Raw genomic sequence first — 21,254 nt, forward strand, 5'->3', positions numbered from 1 at the left:
GCGGTCCGAACGGGCCCGGTTCGGCGTAAAGCGTACGGGATGCGCATGGTCCTCGCTCGTCGGCGTCCTCCGGGACGCCCCCTCATCCTCGGGCTCTCGGTCCTGTTGGGGCTCGCGGAGGTGTCGACCTTCGGGGGCGGTCCGGCCCGCGCGCAGTGGGGCGACAGCTACCAGCAGCAGCAGGGCGGCACCTATTACCAGGCGCCGCCGCGCCGGCGGCCGCGGGACGCCTATTACCGCGACGACGGGACGTCCGGGCGCCAGCCCCGCTACGCGCCGCAGCAGGAGGCGCCGCGCCAGTTCTACTGGCCCTGGGAGGACAGGCCGCAGCCGGTGGCGCCGCAGCCGGAGCGCACCTACCGGGCCCCGCGCCAGCGAACCAATCCCTACGCGACCGGAGAGGCGCAGCGTCCGCCCCCCGCGGTGAAGCGGCGGGTCCGTCCGGCCCGGGCGCCCACACCGCCGAAGCCCGCGGTCGCCAAGACCGAGCCGAACGTCCAGATCGCCGTCTTCGGCGATTCCCTCGCCGACCATCTCGCCAAGGGCCTCGACGACGTGTTCGAGGACAATGCCGACGTCGCCGTGATCGACCGCGCGAAGGGCGACAGCGGTCTGGTGCGCAAGGACGTGGTCGACTGGCCGAAGGTCGCGCAGGATTACCTCCAGAGCAACGCGAAGGTGCGCTACGCCCTGGTGATGTTGGGCGCCAACGATCGGCAGCCGATCCGCGAGGGCGACGAGACGGCCGATCCCCTCACGGACCGCTGGCGCGCCCTCTACCGCGCCCGGGTGGAGGCGCTGGCGAAAGTCTTCACCGACCGCAAGATCCCGCTGATCTGGGTCGGTCTGCCGCCGGTCCAGAGCGAGTCCCTGAGCCGGGACCTCGCTTCCCTGAACGACATCGTCCGGGACACCGTTACCAAGGCCGGCGGGACCTACGTCGATATCTGGCCGGGCTTCGTCGACGACCGAGACCGGTACGCCGCGTCGGGCCCGGATCCGGAAGGCCAGATCGCCAAGCTCCGTACCGCGGACGGTGTCCATTTCACCAAGGCGGGCGATCGGAAGCTGGCCCACTTCGCCGATGTCGAGCTGAAGCGGCTGATGGGCGCGGTGCCGGGCACGGCCGAGCCGTCGCCGACCGCGACAGTGGCGCCGACGGCACCGCCCGCGACACCCGGGCCGAGCCTCGACGGTACAGCAACGGCCACCGATACCGCGGCGATCGATCGTCAGATCACCGCGATGCTGCCGAGCCTGCCGGAGCCGCCCGGCGTGCCGGCGCTCCCGGTGAAGCCCGCGGCCGGCCCCGTGGTACCGTTGAGCCGGAGCGAAGTGTCGCCCGGCGGGGCGCTGCTGAATGGCCGTCCGCGCGATCCGGACAATTCCGGGACCGTGGAGCGGACGCTGCTGCGCGGCAACGCGCCGATGCCGCAGCCCGGCCGAGCCGACGATTTCCGCTGGCCGCCCGGCTGAGCCGGGCGGGCCCTTCGCACGCTCTCAGCAGGCCGTCAGCGCGGCAGGACGCTGGCGCCCATCAGCATCTCGTCGATGGCGCGCGCCGCCTGACGGCCCTCGCGGATCGCCCAGACCACCAGGGACTGGCCGCGCCGCATATCGCCGGCGGCCCAGATCTTCGCGTCCGACGTGCGGTAGTCGTCCTCGTTCGCCTCGACATTGCCACGCTTGTCGACGCCGACCCCGGACTGCTCCAGCAGACCCTTCTGGACCGAGCCCGCGAAGCCGATCGCCATGAAGACGAGGTCGGCCGGCAGCACGAACTCGGTGCCGGCGATCGGCTGGCGCTTGGCATCGACGCGGGCGCAGACCACGCCGGTGAGCTGGCCCTTCTTGTTCCCCTCGAGCCGCAGGGTCGCGGCCTGGAACTCGCGCTCCGCGCCTTCCGCCTGGCTGGACGAGGTCCGCATCTTGGTCGGCCAGTAGGGCCACACGGTGAGCTTGTCCTCCCGCTCCGGCGGGCGCGGGCGGATGTCGAGCTGCGTCACCGACAGGGCCCCCTGGCGGAACGCGGTGCCGACGCAGTCGGAGGCGGTGTCGCCGCCGCCGATGACCACCACGTTCTTGCCCGCGGCCAGGATCGGCTGCTCGCCGTTGCCGCGCATCGGCTCGGCGCTCACGCGCCGGTTCGACTGGACGAGGTAGGGCATCGCGTAGTGGACGCCCTCGAGGTCCTGGCCGGGGAGCTGCGGGTTGCGGGGATCCTCGGCGCCGCCGCAGAACATCACGGCGTCGAACTCGGCCTTGAGCTCGTCGACCGACTTCGTGACGCCGATGTTCTGATTGTAGTGGAAGACGACGCCCTCGGCTTCCATCTGGCGCACGCGCCGGTCGATATGGCGCTTCTCCATCTTAAAGTCCGGGATGCCGTAGCGGAGAAGGCCACCCGCCTTCGGCTCGCGCTCGAACACGTGGACGTCGTGCCCGACGCGGGCGAGCTGCTGCGCCGCCGCCATACCGGCCGGTCCGGAGCCCACGATCGCGACGCGCTTGCCGGTGCGGGTCTGCGCCGGCTCGGGCTTCACCCAGCCCATGTTCCAGGCGCGGTCGGCGATCGCCTGCTCGATCGTCTTGATGGCGACCGGCTGGTTCTCGAGGTTCAGCGTGCACGCCTCCTCGCAGGGCGCGGGGCAGACGCGGCCGGTAAACTCCGGGAAGTTATTCGTGGAGTGGAGGTTGCGGGACGCCTCCTCCCAATCCGACTGGAAGACGAGGTCGTTCCAGTCCGGGATCTGGTTGTGGACCGGGCAGCCCGTCGGCCCGTGGCAGAACGGGATGCCGCAATCCATGCAACGCGCGGCCTGTTTCGTCAGGTCGTGCTCGTCGAGCGGGAGCGTGAACTCGCGGAAGTGCCGGACCCGGTCGGCGGCGAGCTGGTACTTCTGCTCCTGCCGGTCGAACTCGAGGAAGCCTGTGATCTTGCCCATTGGTCAGCCCCTGGGCCGGCCAGTCTCTGACTGCGCTGCCCGCGTCGTCGTCTCGTGTGGGTGCGTGACCGGGCGGGAGCCCGCCCGGTCTCAGGAAGCCGCCTACTCGGCGGCCACCGGCATCCGCGCCATCTCCATCTCGCGCAGCGCCCGGCGGTACTCCACCGGCATCACCTTCACGAACTTGGTGCGGTAGCCGCTCCAGTCGTCGAGGATCGCCTTGGCGCGGGGGCTGCCCGTGTACTTGAGATGGTTGGTGATGAGCTGCGTCAGCCGCTCCTCGTCGTGCCCGGACATGTCGGCCAGGATGTCGACCCGCCCCTTGGTCTCCAGGTCGCCGTCCTGATGGAAGCGACGCATTAGGTCGTCCTCCTCCTCGACCGGCTCCAGGTCGACCATCGACAGGTTGCAGCGCGCCGAGAACGAGCCGTCCTCGTCGAGCACGTAGGCGATGCCGCCCGACATGCCGGCCGCGAAGTTGCGCCCGGTCTCGCCGATCGACACGACCACGCCACCGGTCATGTACTCGCAGCCATGGTCGCCCATGCCCTCGACCACCGTGATCGCGCCGGAATTCCGCACGGCGAAGCGCTCGCCCGCGGAGCCGCGGATGTAACACTCGCCCGCGATCGCCCCGTACAGCACGGTGTTGCCGACCATGATCGTCCGGTCCTGCGGCGACTTCAGCGCGTCGCTCGGCCGGATGATCAGCTTGCCGCCCGACAGGCCCTTGCCGACGTAGTCGTTGCCGTGGCCGGTCAGCTCGACGGTCACGCCGGCCGCCACCCAGGCGCCGAAGCTCTGGCCCGCCGTGCCGGCGAGCTTCACCACGATCGTGTCGTCGGGCAGGCCCTCGTGGCCGTGCGCCTTGGCGACCATGCCGGAGAGCATCGCGCCCGCCGCCCGGTCCGAGTTCCGGATGGTGTCGGCGATGACCACCGGCTCGCCGGTCTCGATCGCGTGCTGCGCCTTCTCGATGAGGCGCCGGTCGAGCACCGTGTCGATCGGGTGGTGCTGCACCTCCACGTGGCGGATCGCCGTGCCCTCGGCCACCTTCGGCCGGTGGAACAGCTTGGTGAAGTCGAGCCCGCGCGCCTTCCAGTGAGCGATGGCCTCGACCTTGTCGAGCACGTCGGACCGGCCGACCGCCTCCTCCAGCTTCGTGAAGCCGAGCGAGGCGAGGATCTCCCGCACCTCCTCGGCCACGAAGAAGAAGTAGTTCACCACGTGCTCCGGCGTGCCCTTGAAGCGCTTGCGCAGCACCGGATCCTGGGTGGCGACGCCCACCGGGCAGGTGTTCAGGTGGCACTTGCGCATCATGATGCAGCCGGCCGCGATCAGCGGGGCCGTCGAGAAGCCCATCTGGTCGGCGCCGAGCAGCGCCGCGATCATCACGTCGCGCCCGGTCCGGATGCCGCCGTCGGCCTGAAGGGCGACGCGGCCGCGCAGACCGTTCAGCACCAGCGTCTGCTGGGTCTCGGCCAGCCCGGTCTCCCAGGGTCCGCCCGCGTGCTTGAGCGAGGTCAGCGGCGCCGCGCCGGTGCCGCCGTCGAAGCCCGAGATCGTGATGTGGTCGGCCCGCGCCTTGGCGACACCGGCCGCGACCGTGCCGACGCCAACCTCGGAGACGAGCTTCACCGACACGTCCGCCGACGGGTTCACGTTCTTCAGGTCGAAGATCAGCTGGGCCAGATCCTCGATCGAGTAGATGTCGTGGTGCGGCGGCGGCGAGATCAGGCCCACCCCCGGGGTGGCGTAGCGGACCTTGGCGATCTTGGCGTCGACCTTGTGGCCGGGCAGCTGGCCGCCCTCGCCGGGCTTGGCGCCCTGCGCGACCTTGATCTGCATCATGTCGGAATTGACGAGGTACTCCGTCGTGACGCCGAAGCGGCCGGAGGCGACCTGCTTGATCGCGGACCGGCGCGAGCGCCCGTCCGGCAGCGGCTTGAACCGCTCGACCTCCTCGCCGCCCTCGCCCGAGTTCGATCGCCCGCCGAACGAGTTCAGCGCGATGGCGAGGGTCTCGTGCGCCTCCTTGGAGATGGAGCCGTACGACATGGCGCCCGTGGCGAAGCGCTTGACGATCTCGGAGGCCGGCTCGACCGAGTCCAGCGGGACCGGCGCGCGACCGAGCTCGGCGGCGGACTTGATGCGGAACAGGCCGCGGAGCGTCTTCAGCTGGTGCTCCTGGCGGTTCACCAGCTCGGCGTATTCGCGGTAGCGCTCCGGCACGTTGAGGCGCACCGCGTGCTGCAGCGTCGCCACCGTGTCGGGCGTCCAGGTGTGGGTCTCGCCGCGCAGGCGGTAGGCGTACTCGCCGCCGACATCCAGGGCGTTCCGGTAGACCGGCGCGTCGCCGAAGGCGTCGCGGTGTCGGCGCGCGGTCTCCTCGGCGATCTCCGCCATGCCGACGCCCTCGATGGTCGTCGCCGTGCCGAAGAAGTCGCGGCCGACGAAGGTCGAGTTCAGGCCGACCGCGTCGAAGATCTGCGCGCCGCAATAGGACTGGTAGGTGGAGATGCCCATTTTGGACATCACCTTCAGCAGGCCCTTATCGATCGCCTTGATGTAGCGGTAGATGATCTCGTCGTCGGTGAGGTCCGGCGGGAACTCGTCCTTCATGTCGAGCAGCGTCTCGAAGGCGAGGTACGGGTTCACCGCCTCGGCGCCGTAGCCGGCGAGACAGGCGAAGTGGTGCACCTCGCGCGGCTCGCCCGACTCGACCACGAGGCCGACCGAGGTCCGGAGCCCCTTGCGGATCAGGTAATTGTGCACGGACGCCGTGGCCAGCAGCGCCGGGATCGGGATCCGATCCGGCCCGACCGCCCGGTCGGTGAGCACGATGATGTTGTAGCCGCCGCGCACCGCCGCCTCGGCGCGGTCGCAGAGGCGGTCGAGCGCCCCGTCCATGGCCGCCGCGCCGGTCTCGGCCGGGTAGGTCATGTCGAGGGTCTTGGTGTCGAACCGATCCTCGAAATGGCCGATCGAGCGGATCTTCTCTAGATCGGCGTTGGTGAGGATCGGCTGGCGGACCTCCAGGCGCTTGCGCCGGGACGCGCCCTCCATGTCGAGCAGGTTCGGCCGCGGCCCGATGAACGAGACGAGGCTCATCACGGCCTCCTCGCGGATCGGGTCGATCGGCGGGTTCGTGACCTGCGCGAAGTTCTGCTTGAAGTAGGTGTAGAGCAGCTTCGACTTCTCGGAGAGGGCCGAGAGCGGCGTGTCCGTGCCCATGGAGCCGACCGCCTCCTGGCCGGTGACGGCCATGGGCTGCATCAGCAGCTTGAGATCCTCCTGCGTGTAGCCGAAGGCCTGCTGGCGATCGAGCAGGCTCACGTCGCCGCGGGACTCGCGCGGCTGAACCGGTCGCAGGTCCTCCAGGACGATCTGGGTGTTCTTCACCCAGTCGGCGTAGGGATGCGCGGCGGCGAGCTCGCCCTTGATCTCCTCGTCGGAGACGATTCGGCCCTTCTGCAGGTCGATCAGCAGCATGCGGCCCGGCTGCAGGCGCCAGGACTGGACGATCTTCTCGTCCGGGATCGGCAGGGTGCCCATCTCGGAGGCGAGCACCACGAGGCCGTCGTCGGTGACGATGTAGCGCGCCGGGCGCAGGCCGTTGCGGTCGAGGGTGGCGCCGATCTGGCGGCCGTCGGTGAAGGCCACGGCGGCGGGACCGTCCCACGGCTCCATGAGTGCGGCGTGGTACTCGTAGAAGGCGCGCCGCTCCTCGCTCATGAGCGGGTTGCCGGCCCAGGCCTCCGGGATGAGCATCATCATCGCGTGGGCCAGCGGGTAGCCGCCCTGCACGAGGAACTCGAGGGCGTTGTCGAAGCAGGCCGTGTCGGATTGGCCCTCGTAGGAGATCGGCCAAAGCTTCGAGATGTCGTTGCCGAACAGGTCGGAATCGACGCTCGCCTGGCGGGCCGCCATCCAGTTGACGTTGCCGCGCAGCGTGTTGATCTCGCCGTTATGCGCGACCATCCGGTAGGGGTGCGAGAGCCGCCAGGTCGGGAAGGTGTTGGTGGCGAAGCGCTGGTGAACGAGGGCGATCGCCGAGACGAAGCGGTCGTCCTTCAGGTCCAGGAAGTAGCCGCCGAGCTGCGTGACCAGCACCATGCCCTTGTAGACGATGGTCCGGGTCGACACGGAGACCGGGTAGAACTCCTTCACCCGCGGATCGTCGAGGCCGTAGACCTTGTTGGAGATCACCTTGCGGGCGACGTAGACCCGGCGCTCGAACGCGTCCTGGTCGGTGACCGAGGCGGGCCGGCCGATGAAGACCTGACGGTGGTGCGGCTCGGTCGCCTTCACGGCGTCGCCGAGATCCTCCGGGTCCACCGGCACGTCGCGCCAGCCGAGGAGCGGCAGGCCCTCGGCCGCCAGGGACGATTCGACGATCTCCTGGATGATCGCCCGCGGCTCCTCCGCCTTCGGCATGAAGAACTGCCCGATGGCGTACGAGCCCGCCGGCGGCAGCTCGAAACCGAGGCGCGAGCACTCCTCGGCGAAGAAGCCGTGCGGGATCTGCGTGAGGATGCCGCAGCCGTCGCCCATCTTGGGATCGGCGCCCACCGCGCCGCGATGATCGAGGTTCTCCAGGATCTTCAGGCCCTGCTCGACGATCGCGTGGGTCCGGCGGTCGTGCATGTCGGCGATGAAGCCGACGCCGCAGGCGTCGCGCTCGCGGGCCGGATCGTAGGAACCCTGGGCTTTCGGAAAGGCGGGGTCGCGCACGATGAGCGGCATCGCGCCGCCGCGGGGGGCGGCAGCCTGGGCCGTGGACGCAGCAAACTCTTCGGCGGGTCTGCGTTGTGACATGCTTCGTCTCGTCCTTCCCTCGAACCCGTCCGCAGCCAAGAACCCGCGAGCATGTTTCATGCCCGCAAGCCGTCGGCGCCACGCGCCCGGCCTCTTGCCGCAGGCCATCCGGCCGGTCCGGGAGGACACGTCCGTCGGCCTGCGTTCATCGAGGACCCGGACCGCTCGGAGAGCGGTGCGCTGGCGCGCCCGTGTCCGTCTGCCGAAACTTCTCGCCCGCGCGCGAGACGGCGACGGCCGGGATGCACGGCCGATGGGACAGTTGTGCTGTCCTAAGTCGCGAAACTGCCAGATTGAAATGTTTTCAGCAAGAGACTGCAGGCCGCGACGGTGTCGCCGCTCTGGATGACGGGCCGCGACCCGCTCCGCGCCTCCGCAATCTCGCCCGAATCGCGGGTTCTACGGGTCGTGCCGAGCACAAGCGGCATGCGGGGCAACGACCTCGCCGGCATGGTCGAGGTCCGGGTCTACCGGCCCGGACCATGCCGGAACCGGACACGAACCGGACACTCTGCCGGGTCTCCAAACCCAGAACGCACAAGAGTGACGATGACGAGCAGAGCCGCTGCGCGCCTTCCACGCCCGATGAGCCGGACGCTTCGCGCCGCGTGCCTGTCGGCGCTCGCTCTCTTGGGCGCATCGGGCGGGGCGCGCGCGCAATTCGCCTTCGAGGAAGAGGTCCTTCCGCCTCGCGTCGTCGCTTGGCGCCTCGCAGATCGCGGGTTCAGCGGCCTGAGCCGCCCGCGCTTCGACGGGCGGGTCTACGTGGTCGACGCCGTCGGTCCCGCCGGCGCGTCCGTCCGGCTGTTCGTCGATCCCATGACGGGCGGGATCGTGGGCCGCCGGCCGATCGGTGCGCCCGAGACCGTCGCTCGGCTGGAGCGACCTGCACCGGGCTTCGGCTGGACCGAGGACGAGGTCGTGCCCCGCCGCGCGATGCGGCCGGTCCCGTCCGAGGACGGTCCGGTGGCGCGGCCCCAGCGCCGGCTGGGCACCGAGGCCCTGCGGCCCGAGGCCAATCCCGAAGGCGTGAATCCCGACAGCGTCGGCCGGACCGCTCCGCCCAACGCTCCGCCAAAGCGGGTCGCGCGCGGGGCGCTCGCCCGGACGCCGGAGCTGAAGCCGCCGCCCCGCACGTCTCCCGAGGCACCGGCCCCCAAGCTCCCGCCGGCCGATACGGCCAAGGCGGATCCGAACGCCGGTCCCGCGCCCGAGACCAAGGCGGCGGCGATCGAGAAGGCCCCGGCCCCGGTTCCCGCTGCGCGACCCGCCGCGCCGTCGAAGCCGGCCGACGCCGCCGTGGCCGAGACGGCCAAGCCGGCCGCGAAGGATTGGAAGGATCCGCCAACGGACAAGAAGCCGGTTCGGGTGATCGGCGGCGCGACCATCGTCCCGGGCCAGGCCGAGTAAATTGGGCGGACGGGACCGGCGCGTCACGCGCCGTCCGTCAGCCGCTCGGCTCCCGTAAAAACCGTCACGGTGTCGGCCCGCGCGATGGCGCAGAGCGTCATGCCGTAGGACCGGGCTCGGTCGAGGGCCAGCGACGTCGGCGCCGAGATGGCGACGATCACGGCCGCGCCGAGCCGCGCGGCCTTCTCGACCATCTCGAACGAGCAGCGGCTGGTGATGACCAGGAAGCCCGAGTCCGCGGGCGTCCCGGTCCGCATCAGGGTGCCGATCAGCTTGTCCAGCGCGTTGTGGCGGCCGACATCCTCGCGCACCGCCGCGAGGCCGCCGTCGAGGCGCGCCCAGGCCGCGGCGTGGACCGCGCGCGTCTCCGCGCCGAGGCGCTGGGCGCTGTCGAGATTCGACAGGGCGCGGGCGATGGCGGGCAGCCCGACCCGGACCTCGGAGTCCGCCCGCTCCCCGGCCCGCGGCAGTTGCGCCAAGTCCTCGATGCCGCAGACCCCGCAGCCGGTGCGGCCGCTGATGGCGCGCTTGCGCGCCAGATGCTCGCGGAGCCGGCCCGGCGCGAGATCGACGTGGAGGCGCAGACCGTCCGACGCCGTCTCCACCCGGGTCGCGCGGATCTCCTCCGCGCTGTCGACGATGCCCTCCGTCAGGCTGAAGCCGTAGGCGAAATCCTCGAGGTCGGCGGGCGTCGCCATCATCACGGCGTGCGGCACGCTGCCGTAGACGAGGTTGACCGGCGCCTCGACGGCCAGCGCCCGCGTGTCCGGCCTCGGCGCCGAGCCCATATAGGTCATCACCTGCATCGGCGCCGGCACTGCGCAGGGGAGAGGACCGGAGGTGGGGCTGCCGGTTTGGGTGGACATCTCGAACTCCGCAGGCGTGGCACGAACGCGTCGCGACGCTTCATCCCCGGCGCGACGCGACGGGGAACGATTTCGCCGGCCCCTAGTGCGCCGACGCCACGAGGCGCCGTCAACTGGCGGGAAAGCGCGCGATGCGACGCTTGTGCGGTTGCACGTGGCCGGCCCTTGTGGTCTGAAGCGCCGGTCGGATAATGCCGGGTGACACAACCGGTACTCCGTCACGTCGGTACAATCCCGCACGCGTTCAAGACGGGGAGGTCCGGCGGCAGCCAGACAGTTTCAGGGGAGCCACGAGAGGCAGATGCGGACGGTGCGGACGATCAACCGGTCACTCTGGAGCCTCGCCGCTCTCGGCGCCCTGCTCTTCCCGATATCCGGCGCGCAGGCCGCGGGCTTCGGTCAGCCCGTGCCGTGGGAGATGGACCGGCAGATCCCGGTCACCGAGAACGCGCGCGACATCCTGAACTTCGAGATCGGCCTGCACTGGCTGTCCCTCGCCATCTCGGTGTTCGTCCTCGGGCTCATCCTGTGGTGCGTCTACCGCTTCGGCGAGAAGCGGAACCCGACCCCGTCCCGAACCACGCACAACACCGCCATCGAGGTCGCCTGGACGATCGTGCCGGTGCTGATCCTGGTCGCCGTGGCGATCCCGTCCTTCCGCCTGCTGCGCACGCAGCTTTCGGACCCGAAGGCCGACATGATCGTCAAGGTCGTCGGCCACGCCTGGTACTGGTCCTACGAGTACCCGCAGACCGAGGCCGGCGGCGGCTTCACGTTCGATGCCAACATCGACGAGGACAAGCAGCCGCGCCTGCTGCAGACCGACAACGAGATGGTCGTTCCGGTCAACAAGATCGTGAAGATCCAGGTCACCGCCGCCGACGTGCTGCATTCCTGGGCGATGCCGGCCTTCGGCTTCAAGATCGACGCCGTCCCCGGCCGCCTGAACCAGATGTGGTTCAAGGCCGACAAGGAGGGCACCTTCCACGGCCAGTGCTCCGAGCTGTGCGGCCAGCGCCACGCCTACATGCCCATCGTGGTCCGCGTGGTCAGCGAGCAGGCCTACGCCGACTGGCTGAAGGAGGCGAAGACCAAGTACGCCCGCATCGACAACGGCACGAGCTTCGCCGAGGCCCGCTGAGCCCCGGCTGATCGAACAGACCCCATCAGATCCACAAGGCATTCGAATCCATGGCTACAGCCGCAGCCCATGCCGGGGCCCATGAGGTCCACGACCACAAGCCGTCGTTCTTCGCCCGCTGGTTCCTGTCGACGAACCACAAGGACATCGGCACCCTCTACCTGCTGTTCGCCTTCTGCGCCGGAATCATCGGCGCGTTCCTCTCCTTCGGCATCCGGATGGAGATGGAGGCGCCCGGCCTGCAGTATTTCTCGAACCCCGCGACCTACAACGTGTTCGTCACGGGCCACGGGCTCATCATGGTGTTCTTCATGGTGATGCCGGCGCTGATCGGCGGCTTCGGCAACTGGTTCGTGCCCCTCATGATCGGCGCGCCCGACATGGCGTTCCCGCGCATGAACAACATCTCGTTCTGGCTGACGGTGGCGGGCTTCTGCTCCCTGCTCTGCTCGCTGTTCGTCGAGGGCGCGCCCGGCGCGTCCGGCGCCGGCACCGGCTGGACCGTCTACCCGCCGCTCTCCACCGCCGGCCATCCCGGCCCGGCCGTCGACTTCGCGATCTTCGCGCTGCACCTGTCGGGCGCGGGCTCCATCCTCGGCGCGATCAACTTCATCACCACGATCCTGAACATGCGCGCCCCGGGCATGACGCTGCACAAGATGCCGCTCTTCGCCTGGGCCGAGCTGGTCACCGCGTTCCTGCTGCTGCTCTCGCTGCCGGTGCTCGCGGGCGCCATCACGATGCTGCTGACCGACCGCAACTTCGGCACGACCTTCTTCGACCCGGCCGGCGGCGGTGACCCGATCCTGTACCAGCACCTATTCTGGTTCTTCGGTCACCCCGAAGTGTACATCATGATCCTGCCGGCCTTCGGCATCGTGTCGCACATCATCGCCACGTTCTCGCGCAAGCCCGTCTTCGGCTACCTCGCGATGGCCTACGCCATGGTGGCGATCGGCGTCGTCGGCTTCGTCGTGTGGGCGCACCACATGTACACGGTCGGCCTGTCGCTGCAGACGCAGTCCTACTTCGTGTTCGCCACGATGGTGATCGCGGTCCCGACCGGCGTGAAGATCTTCTCGTGGATCGCCACCATGTGGGGCGGCTCCATCCGCTTCACCGCCGCCATGCACTGGGCGGTGGGCTTCATCTTCCTGTTCACGGTCGGCGGCGTCACCGGCGTCGTGCTGGCCAACTCGGCGGTCGATAAGTACCTGCACGACACCTACTACGTGGTCGCGCACTTCCACTACGTGCTGTCCCTCGGGGCCGTGTTCATCATCTTCGCCGGTGTCTACTACTGGTTCCCGAAGATGACCGGTCACATCATCCCCGAGTGGGCCGGCAAGCTGCACTTCTGGCTGGCCTTCATCGGCGCGAACGTCCTGTTCTTCCCGATGCACTTCCTGGGCCTCGCCGGCATGCCGCGCCGCTACGCCGACTACCCGGACGCGTTCGCCCAGTGGCACAAGGTGTCGACCTACGGCGGCCACATCTTCGCGCTCGGCATGTTCGTGTTCGTGATCGGCGTCATCCTCGCCTTCCGCTCGAAGGAGCGGGCCGCGGACAACCCGTGGGGCGAAGGCGCCACCACCCTCGAGTGGACGCTCTCCTCCCCGCCCCCGTTCCACCAGTTCGAGACGCTGCCCCGCATCGTCGACGAGCCGGGCGCGCACTGATAGACACCCCGCGAGGGCCGCGTCCGCGGCCCTCGCCCTTCCCCGGAGGCCGGTCGGCCGACCTCCCGGCAAGGGCGAGCGATGAGGGCGATCCGCACGGGCCGAGGGAGAAGTCCCGGGCCCCGCTCACGCCGATCCTTGGAACACGTCGAATTCGAGACACGACTCGGCCGTGACGCGCGCGGCCGGGCGCCGACACAGCAGCGGCAGACGCGATGACGAGCCTGACGAACACGATCGGACCGGACGTTCCGGCCCCGGCCCTCACGACCGCCGGCGGCGACGTTCCGGACTACTTCGCCCTGCTGAAGCCGCGGGTGATGGTCCTCGTGATCTTCACCGCACTGGTCGGAATGGTGGTCTCGCAGGGCCACGTGCAGCCGGCCATCGGCGCGATCTCGCTCCTCGCCATCGCGGTCGGCGCCGGTGCGTCCGGCTGCCTCAACATGTGGTGGGACGCCGACATCGACGCGGTCATGAGTCGGACCGCCACCCGGCCGATCCCGTCGGGCCGGATCACCTCCCAGGAGGCACTGGGCTTCGGACTGTTCCTCTCGGTCGCCTCCGTGGTGGTGCTCGGGCTCGCCGCCAATCTCCTGGCGGCCGCGCTCCTCGCCTTCACCATCGTGTTCTACGCCGTGGTTTACTCGATGTGGCTGAAGCGGGCGACCGCGCAGAACATCGTCATCGGCGGCGCCGCCGGAGCCCTGCCGCCTGTCATCGGGCAGGCGGTGGTGACCGGGTCGGTCGGCGTCGAGTCGCTGATCCTGTTCGCCATCATCTTCATCTGGACCCCGCCGCACTTCTGGGCGCTGGCCCTGATCAAGGCCGACGAGTACGCCCGCGCCGGCATCCCGATGATGCCGAACGTCGCCGGCCCCGCCTCCACCCGCCGCCAGATCGTGTGGTACTCGCTGCTGCTCGCCCCCCTCGGCCTCGTCCCGGTGGCTCTCGGCTTCGGTGGCCTCGTCTACGCTGTGGTCGGCCTCGTCGGCGGCCTGGGCATGGTGGCCTTCAGCATCCGCGTGCTGCGGAACCGCGAGGGCGATGCCGAGCGGCGCGCCGCCATGGGCATGTTCGGCTTCTCGATCCTCTACCTGTTCGCGCTGTTCTCGGCGCTCCTGGCCGAGCAGAGCTTCGGCCTGTTCCGCCCGGTCCTGGGTTGAGCGCCATGGCGGATCCCGAGATCCAGTACCCGCCGCTCACGCCCGAGCAGGAGGCGCGCCGCCGCAAGCGCTCGATCGCGATCGCGCTGGCGCTGGGAGCCTGGGTCCTGCTGTTCTTCGTGCTGACGATCGTCAAGCTCGGCCCTCAGATCCTGACCCGGCCGCTCTGAGGCGCCTGCGATGACCGTTCCTCCATCAGGATCGAACCGGGCCGCGACGCGCACCGCCCTCGCCTGCGCGGGTCTCGCCGTAGGCATGATCGGCCTCGCCTTCGCGTCGGTGCCGCTCTACGACGCCTTCTGCAAGGCGACCGGCTACGACGGCACGCCCCGGCAGGGACCGGCGCTCTCGGCCTCCGCGGCGCGGACCGACGACAGCATGATCGTCCATTTCGACACGAACGTCGCGCCTGGGCTGCCCTGGAAGTTCATCCCGGAAGTGCGCAGCGTCGAGGCGAAGCTCGGCGAAACGAAGACGGTCTTCTTCCGCGTGCAGAACACCGGCAGCGCGCCCTCCGCGGGTGTGGCGACCTTCAACGTCCAGCCGGGTCTGATGGGCGGCTACTTCGTCAAGATCGCGTGCTTCTGCTTCAACGAGCAGACGCTCCAGCCGGGCGAGACGCTGGACGTGCCGGTGGTGTTCTACGTCGATCCGGCCGTTCGCGACGACTCCAACACCGCGCATCTCTCGGAGATGACGCTGTCCTACACCTACTTCGCCTCCAAGAACGGTGAACCCGTGAAGGCGGCGGTGGCGAAATCGTCTTCCTCGGGAACGAAGGGCGATTTCTGATCGCGGACCCGTGACAACACGGGGCCGCAGCGACTAAAGCTGCCAGCAAGCTTGGGCGTGGTGCGTGCCGCGCCCGGCCTAGGGCAGGCAACGAACAGCGTAAGGCCGGGAACGGCGCAGGGCGCGAGGGTGAGGAGCGACGGGACGATGGCCGAGGCGCACGCCAAGAATCACGACTACCACATCCTGAATCCGAGCCCGTGGCCGTTGATCGGGGCTTTCTCGGGCTTCCTCATGGCGTTCGGCGCCGTGTTCTGGATGAAGAGCCTCACGATCGGCACCCTGGCCCCCGGTCCCTACATCTTCGGGGCCGGCACGATCGGCGTTCTCTACACCATGTACTCGTGGTGGAAGGACGTCGCGCACGAGGCCAATTCCGGCGACCATACCCGCGTGGTCCAGCTTCACCACCGCTACGGCATGATGATGTTCATCGCCTCCGAGGTGATGTTCTTCGTCGCGTGGTTCTGGGCCTACTTCGAGGCCGCCCTCTACACCGCCGACCCGATCCAGGTCTCGCGCGTGGAGTTCACCGGCGGTGTCTGGCCGCCGAAGGGCATCGAGGCGTTCGATCCCTGGCACCTGCCGCTCCTGAACACGCTGATCCTGCTGACCTCGGGCACCACCGTCACCTGGGCGCACCACGCGCTGATCGAGGGCGACCGCAAGGGCCTGAAGTACGGCCTGTGGCTGACGATCATCCTCGGCGTTCTGTTCACCGCCTGCCAGGCCTACGAGTACAGCCACGCCGAGTTCGGCTTCTCGGGCAGCATCTACTCGTCGACCTTCTTCATGGCGACGGGCTTCCACGGCGCCCACGTCATCATCGGCACCATCTTCCTGGCGGTGTGCCTGTTCCGCGTCTACGCGGGCCAGTTCACCCCGCGTCAGCACCTCGGCTTCGAGTTCGCCGCTTGGTACTGGCACTTCGTGGATGTCGTGTGGCTGTTCCTGTTCGCCGCCATCTACGTGTGGGGTTCGGGGGTCTTCCACGGCGGTGGCGCTCACTGAGCGGAACCATCCCGTCGCCGCATGGCGGATCTGCGAAGGGCGGCTCAGGCCGCCCTTCTGCGTTTCCGACGCCGCGCGAACCCCGTATCGACGAGAGCGGCCCGCGCGCGGGTCGATGGGTCCCGCACGGAACAGGTCTGGAGTGTGCCCGTGAACAACCGAACCTACTCGCCGCCGCCGCCGATCCCGACCGGCCTGCGCGGCCGGTGCCCGCGCTGCGGCGAGGGTCACCTGTTCAAAGGGTTCCTGAGCCTGCGCCCCTCCTGCGAGGCGTGCGGGCTCGACTACGCGCATTTCGACTCCGCGGACGGGCCGGCCTTCTTCGTGATGTCGATCGTCGGCCTGATCGTGGTCGGTCTCGCCCTCTGGCTGGAGATCACCTACGAGCCGCCGATCTGGGTCCACGCCCTGGTGGCCCTGACCCTCTCGGTCGGGCTCAGCCTGATCCTGGTGCGGCCCCTCAAGGGCCTGCTGATCGCCCTGCAGTTCAGCAACCGGGCGGAGCAAGGGCGCTTCGAGCCGTGACCGCGAGCGGACCGCACCGCGCTGGCTGGCGCGACCTGGTCGCGCCGGGGCTCGCCTCGCTGGTTGCCCTGGCCATCCTGCTGGGGCTGGGGACTTGGCAGCTCGAGCGCAGGGCCTGGAAGGAAGACCTGATCGCCAGGATCGTGCGTCAGAGCCGCGCGGAGCCGGTGGCGCCGCCGACCGCGGCGGCCTGGGATCCGGCGCGCGACGAGTTCCGGCACGTCCGGGTCAGCGGTCAGTTCCTCAACGACCGGGAAACCCTCGTGCACGGGCTGGCGCCCGGCGAGACGCCGGGCCGCGCCCTGCAGGGCTACTACGTGCTCACGCCGTTCCGCCGGGACGACGGGAGCATGGTGATCATCAACCGGGGTTTCGTCCCCACGGAGCTGAAGGCGCAGAGCGATCGCCGGGACGGCCTGATCGACGGGTCGACGACGGTCACCGGCATCCTCCGCGCGAGCGAGGCCCGGGGGATGTTCGTGCCGGAACCGGATCCCGCCCGCGGGGAGTGGTTCAACCGGGACATCGCCGGCATCGCGGCGGCGCGCGGCCTCGGAACGGTCGAGCCCTACCTGATCGAGGCCGACGCCGTTCCCGGGCAGACGACGTGGCCGCGCGGCGGCCAGCTCCGGGTCGATCTGCCGAACAACCACCTGCAATACGCATTCACGTGGTTCGGCCTCGCCGCCTGCCTGATCGGCGTGTTCTCGGTCTTCGCGTGGCGCCGCCTGCACGATTCGCCCGCGGCCCGCGCCGCCTAGGACAAAGCCGCGCGCGCAGGATCTCGGCGAAGAAAAGTCTCGCCGAGATCGGCTGAAAAACGGCAACCCGTTCCTTTGACCGACGGCCATCGCCCCGGAATACTTTCGGTGTTCTTGAGCGATCGGCCGCGTTCTGCATAGTGTATTCAGTTCGCGGCGATCATCCGAAGACGACACGGCGCCCAACCGCCGTGCAACTGAGGTAACGCCGGATGACCAGCCATCTCGCCGACGCGGCGGCGCGCGAGCCGATCCGCTTCGCCTACTGGGTGCCCAACGTCTCCGGGGGGCTTGTCATCAGCAAGATCCCCCAGCGCACGAGCTGGGATGCCGATTACAATCGGAAGCTGGCGCAGATCGCCGAGGAGGCGGGATTCGATTACGGGCTGACGCAGATCCGGTTCACCGCGGGCTACGGCGCCGAGTACCAGCACGAATCGGTCGCCTTCAGCCACGCCCTGCTGGCCGCGACCACCAAGCTCAAGGTGATCGCCGCGCTCCTGCCCGGTCCCTGGCATCCGACCCTCGCCGCCAAGCAGATCGCCACGATCTCGCAGCTCACCGAAGGCCGCATCGCGGTGAACATCGTCTCGGGCTGGTTCTCGGGCGAGTTCCGGGCGATCGGCGAGCCCTGGCTCGACCACGACGAGCGGTACCGCCGGTCGGAGGAGTTCATACGGAGCCTGCGCGGGATCTGGACGCAGGACAGCTTCACCTTCCGCGGCGACTTCTACCGCTACAGCGATTACACGCTGAAGCCGAAGCCGGCCCAGCCGCTGCCCGAGATCTTCCAGGGCGGCTCGTCGCGCGCCGCGCGCGACATGGCGACCCGCGTGTCGGACTGGTACTTCACGAATGGCGGCACGCCGGAGACGATCCGCGCCCAGGTGGACGATATCCGCGCCAAGTCGGCCGAGACCGGCAATCATCCCCGGATCGGCGTCAACGCCTTCGTCATCGCCCGCGACACCGAGGAGGAGGCCCGCGCCGTCCTTCAGGAGATCATCGACAACGCCGACCCGGACGCCGTGAAGGCCTTCGGTCACGAGGTCAAGAATGCCGGCAAGGCCTCGCCGGAAGGGGAAGGCAACTGGGCCAAGTCGAGCTTCGAGGATCTCGTCCAGTACAACGACGGCTTCAAGACCGACCTGATCGGCACGCCCGACCAGATCGCCGAGCGGATCCTGGCGCTGAAGGATGCGGGAGCGGACCTCGCCCTGCTGGCCTTCCTGCATTTCCAAGAGGACGTCGCGTATTTCGGCGCGCACGTGATCCCGCGGGTCCGCGCCCTCGAGGCCGCCCGCGACCGGCGCGCCGAGGCCGCCTGAGCGCCGCCCGCCGAACCCTAATCCGACTGATCGGAGTGAGCCATGAACATCGCCGTCGATGCGCGCACGCTCGAGCCGGAGCACCGCCCGGGCGCTCCCGGCCCCGCGCGGCCGCCCTCACCCGCCCACGTGATCCGTGACGACGCCGAGGCGCTGGCCGTGGCCCACGGGCTCGCGGCCGAGTTCCGGGCCGGCGCGTCGGAGCGGGACCGCCACGCCGTGCGGCCGCTCGAGGAGCTCGACGCCTTCTCGCAGAGCGGCCTCTGGTCGATCAACGTGCCGCGCGCCTATGGCGGCCCCGAGGTCTCCTACCGGACCCTCGCGCAGGTCATCGCCATCGTGGCGGCCGCCGATCCCGCCATCGCGCAGATCGCCCAGAACCATCTCGGCATCCTGGCGGCGATCCGGACGGTGTCGGACGAGGCGCAGAAGCACCTGCTGTTCGGCGAGGTCTTGCGCGGAACGCGGTTCGGCAACGCCTTCTCGGAGCGCGGCACCAAGCGGGCGGCCGATTTCGACACGCGCTTCACCGATCACGGCGACCACGTCGTGGTGCGGGGCCGGAAGTTCTACGCCACCGGCGCCCTCCTCGCGCACCTGGTCCCGATCGTCGCCCTCGATGCCGAGGGACGCGCTTGGTACGCCATCGCCGAGCGGGGCGCGCCCGGACTCACGGTGATCGATGACTGGTCGAGCTTCGGCCAGCGCGGCACGGCGAGCGGGACCGTGCTGATCGACGACGTGCGCGTGCCCAAGACCCATCTGGTGCCGGCCTGGAAGGGCTACGCGGCGCCGACCGCCGACGGCGCCGTGTTCCAGATCATCCAGGCCGCGGTCGATGCCGGGATCGGCCGCGAGGCCCTCGACGACACTATCGGCTTCGTCCGCGACAAGGCCCGCCCCTGGATCGACAGCGGGCTGGAGCGGGCGTCCGACGATCCCTACACGATCCAGGCGGTCGGCGACCTGACCATCCGGCAGCACGCCGCCGAGGCGCTGCTCGACCGGGCCGGTCTCGCCCTCGACGCGGCCGTCGCGCGGCCGGACGCCGAGACGGTCGCGGCGGCCCAGATCGCGGTCGCCGAGGCGAAGGTGCTGACCACCGAGGTCGCCCTGGCGGCGTCGAACAAGCTGTTCGAGCTGTCGGGGACCCGCTCGACTCTGGCCGCCGAGAATCTCGACCGTCACTGGCGGAACGCGCGCACGCACACGCTGCACGATCCCGTCCGCTGGAAATACGCGATCGTCGGCAACCACGCCCTCAACGGCGTGAACCCGCCGCTCCACGCCTGGAGCTGATCGGCGGCCTACAGCACCGGCAATCCCCGCGCCTTGGCCTCCTCGCCGGGCTCGACGTGGATGGTCACCACCGCCCCGGGGATCGTCGTCTCCAGGGCTGATTCCAGCCGGTCGCAGATCGCGTGCGAATCCTCGACGGTCATCGCGCCGGGGACGACGAGGTGGAAGTCGATGAAGGTCGCCTGACCGGCGGAGCGCGTGCGCACGTCGTGCGCCTCCAGCGCGCCCTCGCCGTGCTGGGAGATGAGCGACCGGATCTGGCTCACCATCTCGGCCGGGGCGGCCCTGTCCATGAGGCCGTCGACCGATTCCCGGACCATGCGGAAGCCGGACCACAGGATGTTCATGGCGACCAGCCCGGCCACCACGGGGTCGAGGACCGGGTAGCCCGTCACCACCACGGCGCCGACGCCGGCCAGGACGCCGCAGGACGTGATTACGTCGGCGAAGACGTGGCGCGCGTCGGCGATCAGGGCCGGCGACCGCCACCGCCTTCCCCAGCGCATCAGTGCCGCCGCCCAGACCGCGTTGACGATCCCGGCCGCGAAGTTGATCGCGAGGCCCACCGCGGGCGCGTCGAGGGCCTTCGGGGCGAGCAGCCCGAAATAGGATTCGCGCAGGATCAGCAGCGCCGCCACCACGATCAGCGCGCCCTCGATCACCGCCGAGAAGAACTCGGCCTTGTGGTGACCGTAGGGATGGTCCTCGTCCGCCGGGCGCGCGGCGACCCGCAGGGCCACGAAGGCGCCGATTGCGGCGACCACGTTGATGATGCTCTCCAGCGCGTCGGAGTACAGGGCGAGGCTGCCGGTGAGCCACGCCGCGTAGAACTTCATCGCCGTGACGGCGAGGCCGATGCCCGCGCTGAAGAGGGCGGCTTTCTGGGTGCGGTCCATGGTTCGCGCCGTTGGGGTGACGCCGCGCCCATACGGCACCGGCCGCGGCCAAGGCCACGGCAAAGGTTCGACGCCGCCGAAAACGTGTTAGCCGCGGCTAAGTCTCCGACGCGCCGCCGTTGTCGCGGGCGGCCTCGCGCCGCCGGCTCGGCTCCGCCTTGGCGCGCGCGGCCTCCGCCTTGCGCAGGAAGCGACGGCGCTGCCAGGCGAAGCGCGCTCCGGCGGCGAGGGTCTCCAGCCGGGCGGCCTCGCGCTCCCAATACCCGAGGAGCTGCCCGTCGAGGGTGACCCGCCGGGGGCGACCGCGGGGCGTCACGCGTCGCTCCCCCGCGGCGCCGGCGGCTCGCCCGTCTCGGCCACGACCAGGGCGTCCGGATCGCCGCGGAAGCTGCCGGCGCCGGTATTCGGCACCGGGATTCCGGGGCTGCCGAAGGGCTGGCTCGGGTAGGCTGATTCGAACTTCGCGCGGGCGGTGTCGGGATCCTCGGCCTTCAGCACGATCTCGGACGTGCCGGGGAGCGGCCAGCGGGGATCGGCGGCGTCACGGGGGCGAACGGCGTACCAGGGCATGGATCGGGAGCCTCGCGTCTCGGTGACGCTAGAAACGGACGCGCTCC

Annotated in this window: 18 protein-coding genes; 12 read left to right on the top strand and 6 right to left on the bottom strand. The window is 69.8% G+C overall.

The features are described 5' to 3' along the window. Window positions 1-45: 45 nt before the first annotated feature. Window positions 46-1,476 (top strand): SGNH/GDSL hydrolase family protein, encoded by a 1,431-nt coding sequence (locus ACLBX8_RS03780; protein WP_447697963.1) that lies wholly within the window; start codon window positions 46-48, stop codon window positions 1,474-1,476. Between the two features lie 35 nt (window positions 1,477-1,511). Here the strand turns inward: ACLBX8_RS03780 and ACLBX8_RS03785 are convergent, their stop codons facing one another. After that, entirely contained in the window at window positions 1,512-2,945 is a 1,434-nt protein-coding gene (locus tag ACLBX8_RS03785) for a glutamate synthase subunit beta (protein WP_020091416.1), read from the bottom strand. A 102-nt stretch (window positions 2,946-3,047) separates the two neighbouring features. Then, complete coding sequence (gene gltB, locus ACLBX8_RS03790; RefSeq protein ID WP_447697964.1) at window positions 3,048-7,763, bottom strand: glutamate synthase large subunit; 4,716 nt, start codon at window positions 7,761-7,763, stop codon at window positions 3,048-3,050. Window positions 7,764-8,393: 630 nt separating this feature from the next. Here gltB and ACLBX8_RS03795 point away from each other — a divergent pair. After that, window positions 8,394-9,173, top strand: coding sequence for a hypothetical protein (locus tag ACLBX8_RS03795; RefSeq protein WP_447697965.1), 780 nt, complete (start codon window positions 8,394-8,396; stop codon window positions 9,171-9,173). A gap of 23 nt (window positions 9,174-9,196) precedes the next feature. On the opposite strand, the gene fdhD is transcribed toward ACLBX8_RS03795, so the two are convergent. Further along, the gene (gene fdhD, locus ACLBX8_RS03800) at window positions 9,197-9,970 is read right to left on the bottom strand and encodes a formate dehydrogenase accessory sulfurtransferase FdhD (RefSeq protein WP_447698145.1); all 774 of its coding nucleotides are present in this window, start codon (window positions 9,968-9,970) and stop codon (window positions 9,197-9,199) included. Between the two features lie 370 nt (window positions 9,971-10,340). Here fdhD and coxB point away from each other — a divergent pair, with 370 nt between their 5' ends. From coxB to ACLBX8_RS03850, 10 genes are all read left to right on the top strand, one after another. After that, complete coding sequence (coxB, locus tag ACLBX8_RS03805) at window positions 10,341-11,180, top strand: cytochrome c oxidase subunit II (protein ID WP_056522032.1); 840 nt, start codon at window positions 10,341-10,343, stop codon at window positions 11,178-11,180. 50 nt (window positions 11,181-11,230) lie between these two features. After that, entirely contained in the window at window positions 11,231-12,859 is a 1,629-nt protein-coding gene (gene ctaD / locus ACLBX8_RS03810) for a cytochrome c oxidase subunit I (RefSeq protein ID WP_020091411.1), read from the top strand. Between the two features lie 215 nt (window positions 12,860-13,074). Continuing rightward, window positions 13,075-14,025 carry a heme o synthase gene (locus tag ACLBX8_RS03815; protein ID WP_020091410.1) on the top strand — a complete coding sequence of 317 codons (951 nt, stop codon included), beginning with the start codon at window positions 13,075-13,077 and terminating at the stop codon, window positions 14,023-14,025. A 5-nt stretch (window positions 14,026-14,030) separates the two neighbouring features. After that, entirely contained in the window at window positions 14,031-14,195 is a 165-nt protein-coding gene (locus ACLBX8_RS03820) for a hypothetical protein (RefSeq protein WP_056522038.1), read from the top strand. Between the two features lie 10 nt (window positions 14,196-14,205). Continuing rightward, window positions 14,206-14,817, top strand: coding sequence for a cytochrome c oxidase assembly protein (locus ACLBX8_RS03825; protein ID WP_447714627.1), 612 nt, complete (start codon window positions 14,206-14,208; stop codon window positions 14,815-14,817). 147 nt (window positions 14,818-14,964) lie between these two features. Then, window positions 14,965-15,828, top strand: coding sequence for a cytochrome c oxidase subunit 3 (locus ACLBX8_RS03830; protein WP_427507563.1), 864 nt, complete (start codon window positions 14,965-14,967; stop codon window positions 15,826-15,828). A gap of 150 nt (window positions 15,829-15,978) precedes the next feature. Continuing rightward, window positions 15,979-16,353, top strand: a complete 375-nt coding sequence (locus tag ACLBX8_RS03835) for a DUF983 domain-containing protein (RefSeq protein ID WP_026604660.1) — start codon at window positions 15,979-15,981, stop codon at window positions 16,351-16,353. Beyond that, complete coding sequence (locus ACLBX8_RS03840; protein ID WP_447697968.1) at window positions 16,350-17,114, top strand: SURF1 family protein; 765 nt, start codon at window positions 16,350-16,352, stop codon at window positions 17,112-17,114. Before ACLBX8_RS03835 ends, ACLBX8_RS03840 begins: the two co-directional genes overlap by 4 nt. 212 nt (window positions 17,115-17,326) lie before the next feature. Further along, window positions 17,327-18,442: a dimethylsulfone monooxygenase SfnG gene (gene sfnG, locus ACLBX8_RS03845; protein ID WP_447714628.1), complete on the top strand. Its 1,116-nt coding sequence runs from the start codon at window positions 17,327-17,329 to the stop codon at window positions 18,440-18,442. A gap of 42 nt (window positions 18,443-18,484) precedes the next feature. Further along, window positions 18,485-19,741: an SfnB family sulfur acquisition oxidoreductase gene (locus tag ACLBX8_RS03850; RefSeq protein WP_447714629.1), complete on the top strand. Its 1,257-nt coding sequence runs from the start codon at window positions 18,485-18,487 to the stop codon at window positions 19,739-19,741. Window positions 19,742-19,749: 8 nt separating this feature from the next. Here ACLBX8_RS03850 and ACLBX8_RS03855 read toward each other — a convergent pair whose 3' ends face one another. The 3 genes from ACLBX8_RS03855 to ACLBX8_RS03865 all read right to left on the bottom strand — a co-directional run bounded on the left by ACLBX8_RS03855 (window position 19,750) and on the right by ACLBX8_RS03865 (window position 21,207). After that, a complete protein-coding gene (locus ACLBX8_RS03855) occupies window positions 19,750-20,637 on the bottom strand; it encodes a cation diffusion facilitator family transporter (protein WP_056522056.1) in 888 nt (295 codons plus the stop codon). A 97-nt stretch (window positions 20,638-20,734) separates the two neighbouring features. After that, window positions 20,735-20,953 (bottom strand): hypothetical protein, encoded by a 219-nt coding sequence (locus tag ACLBX8_RS03860; protein WP_020091401.1) that lies wholly within the window; start codon window positions 20,951-20,953, stop codon window positions 20,735-20,737. Then, a complete protein-coding gene (locus ACLBX8_RS03865; protein ID WP_020091400.1) occupies window positions 20,950-21,207 on the bottom strand; it encodes a hypothetical protein in 258 nt (85 codons plus the stop codon). Before ACLBX8_RS03865 ends, ACLBX8_RS03860 begins: the two co-directional genes overlap by 4 nt. Between the last annotated feature and the right edge of the window lie 47 nt (window positions 21,208-21,254).

This window comes from Methylobacterium sp. D48H (assembly GCF_053345715.1).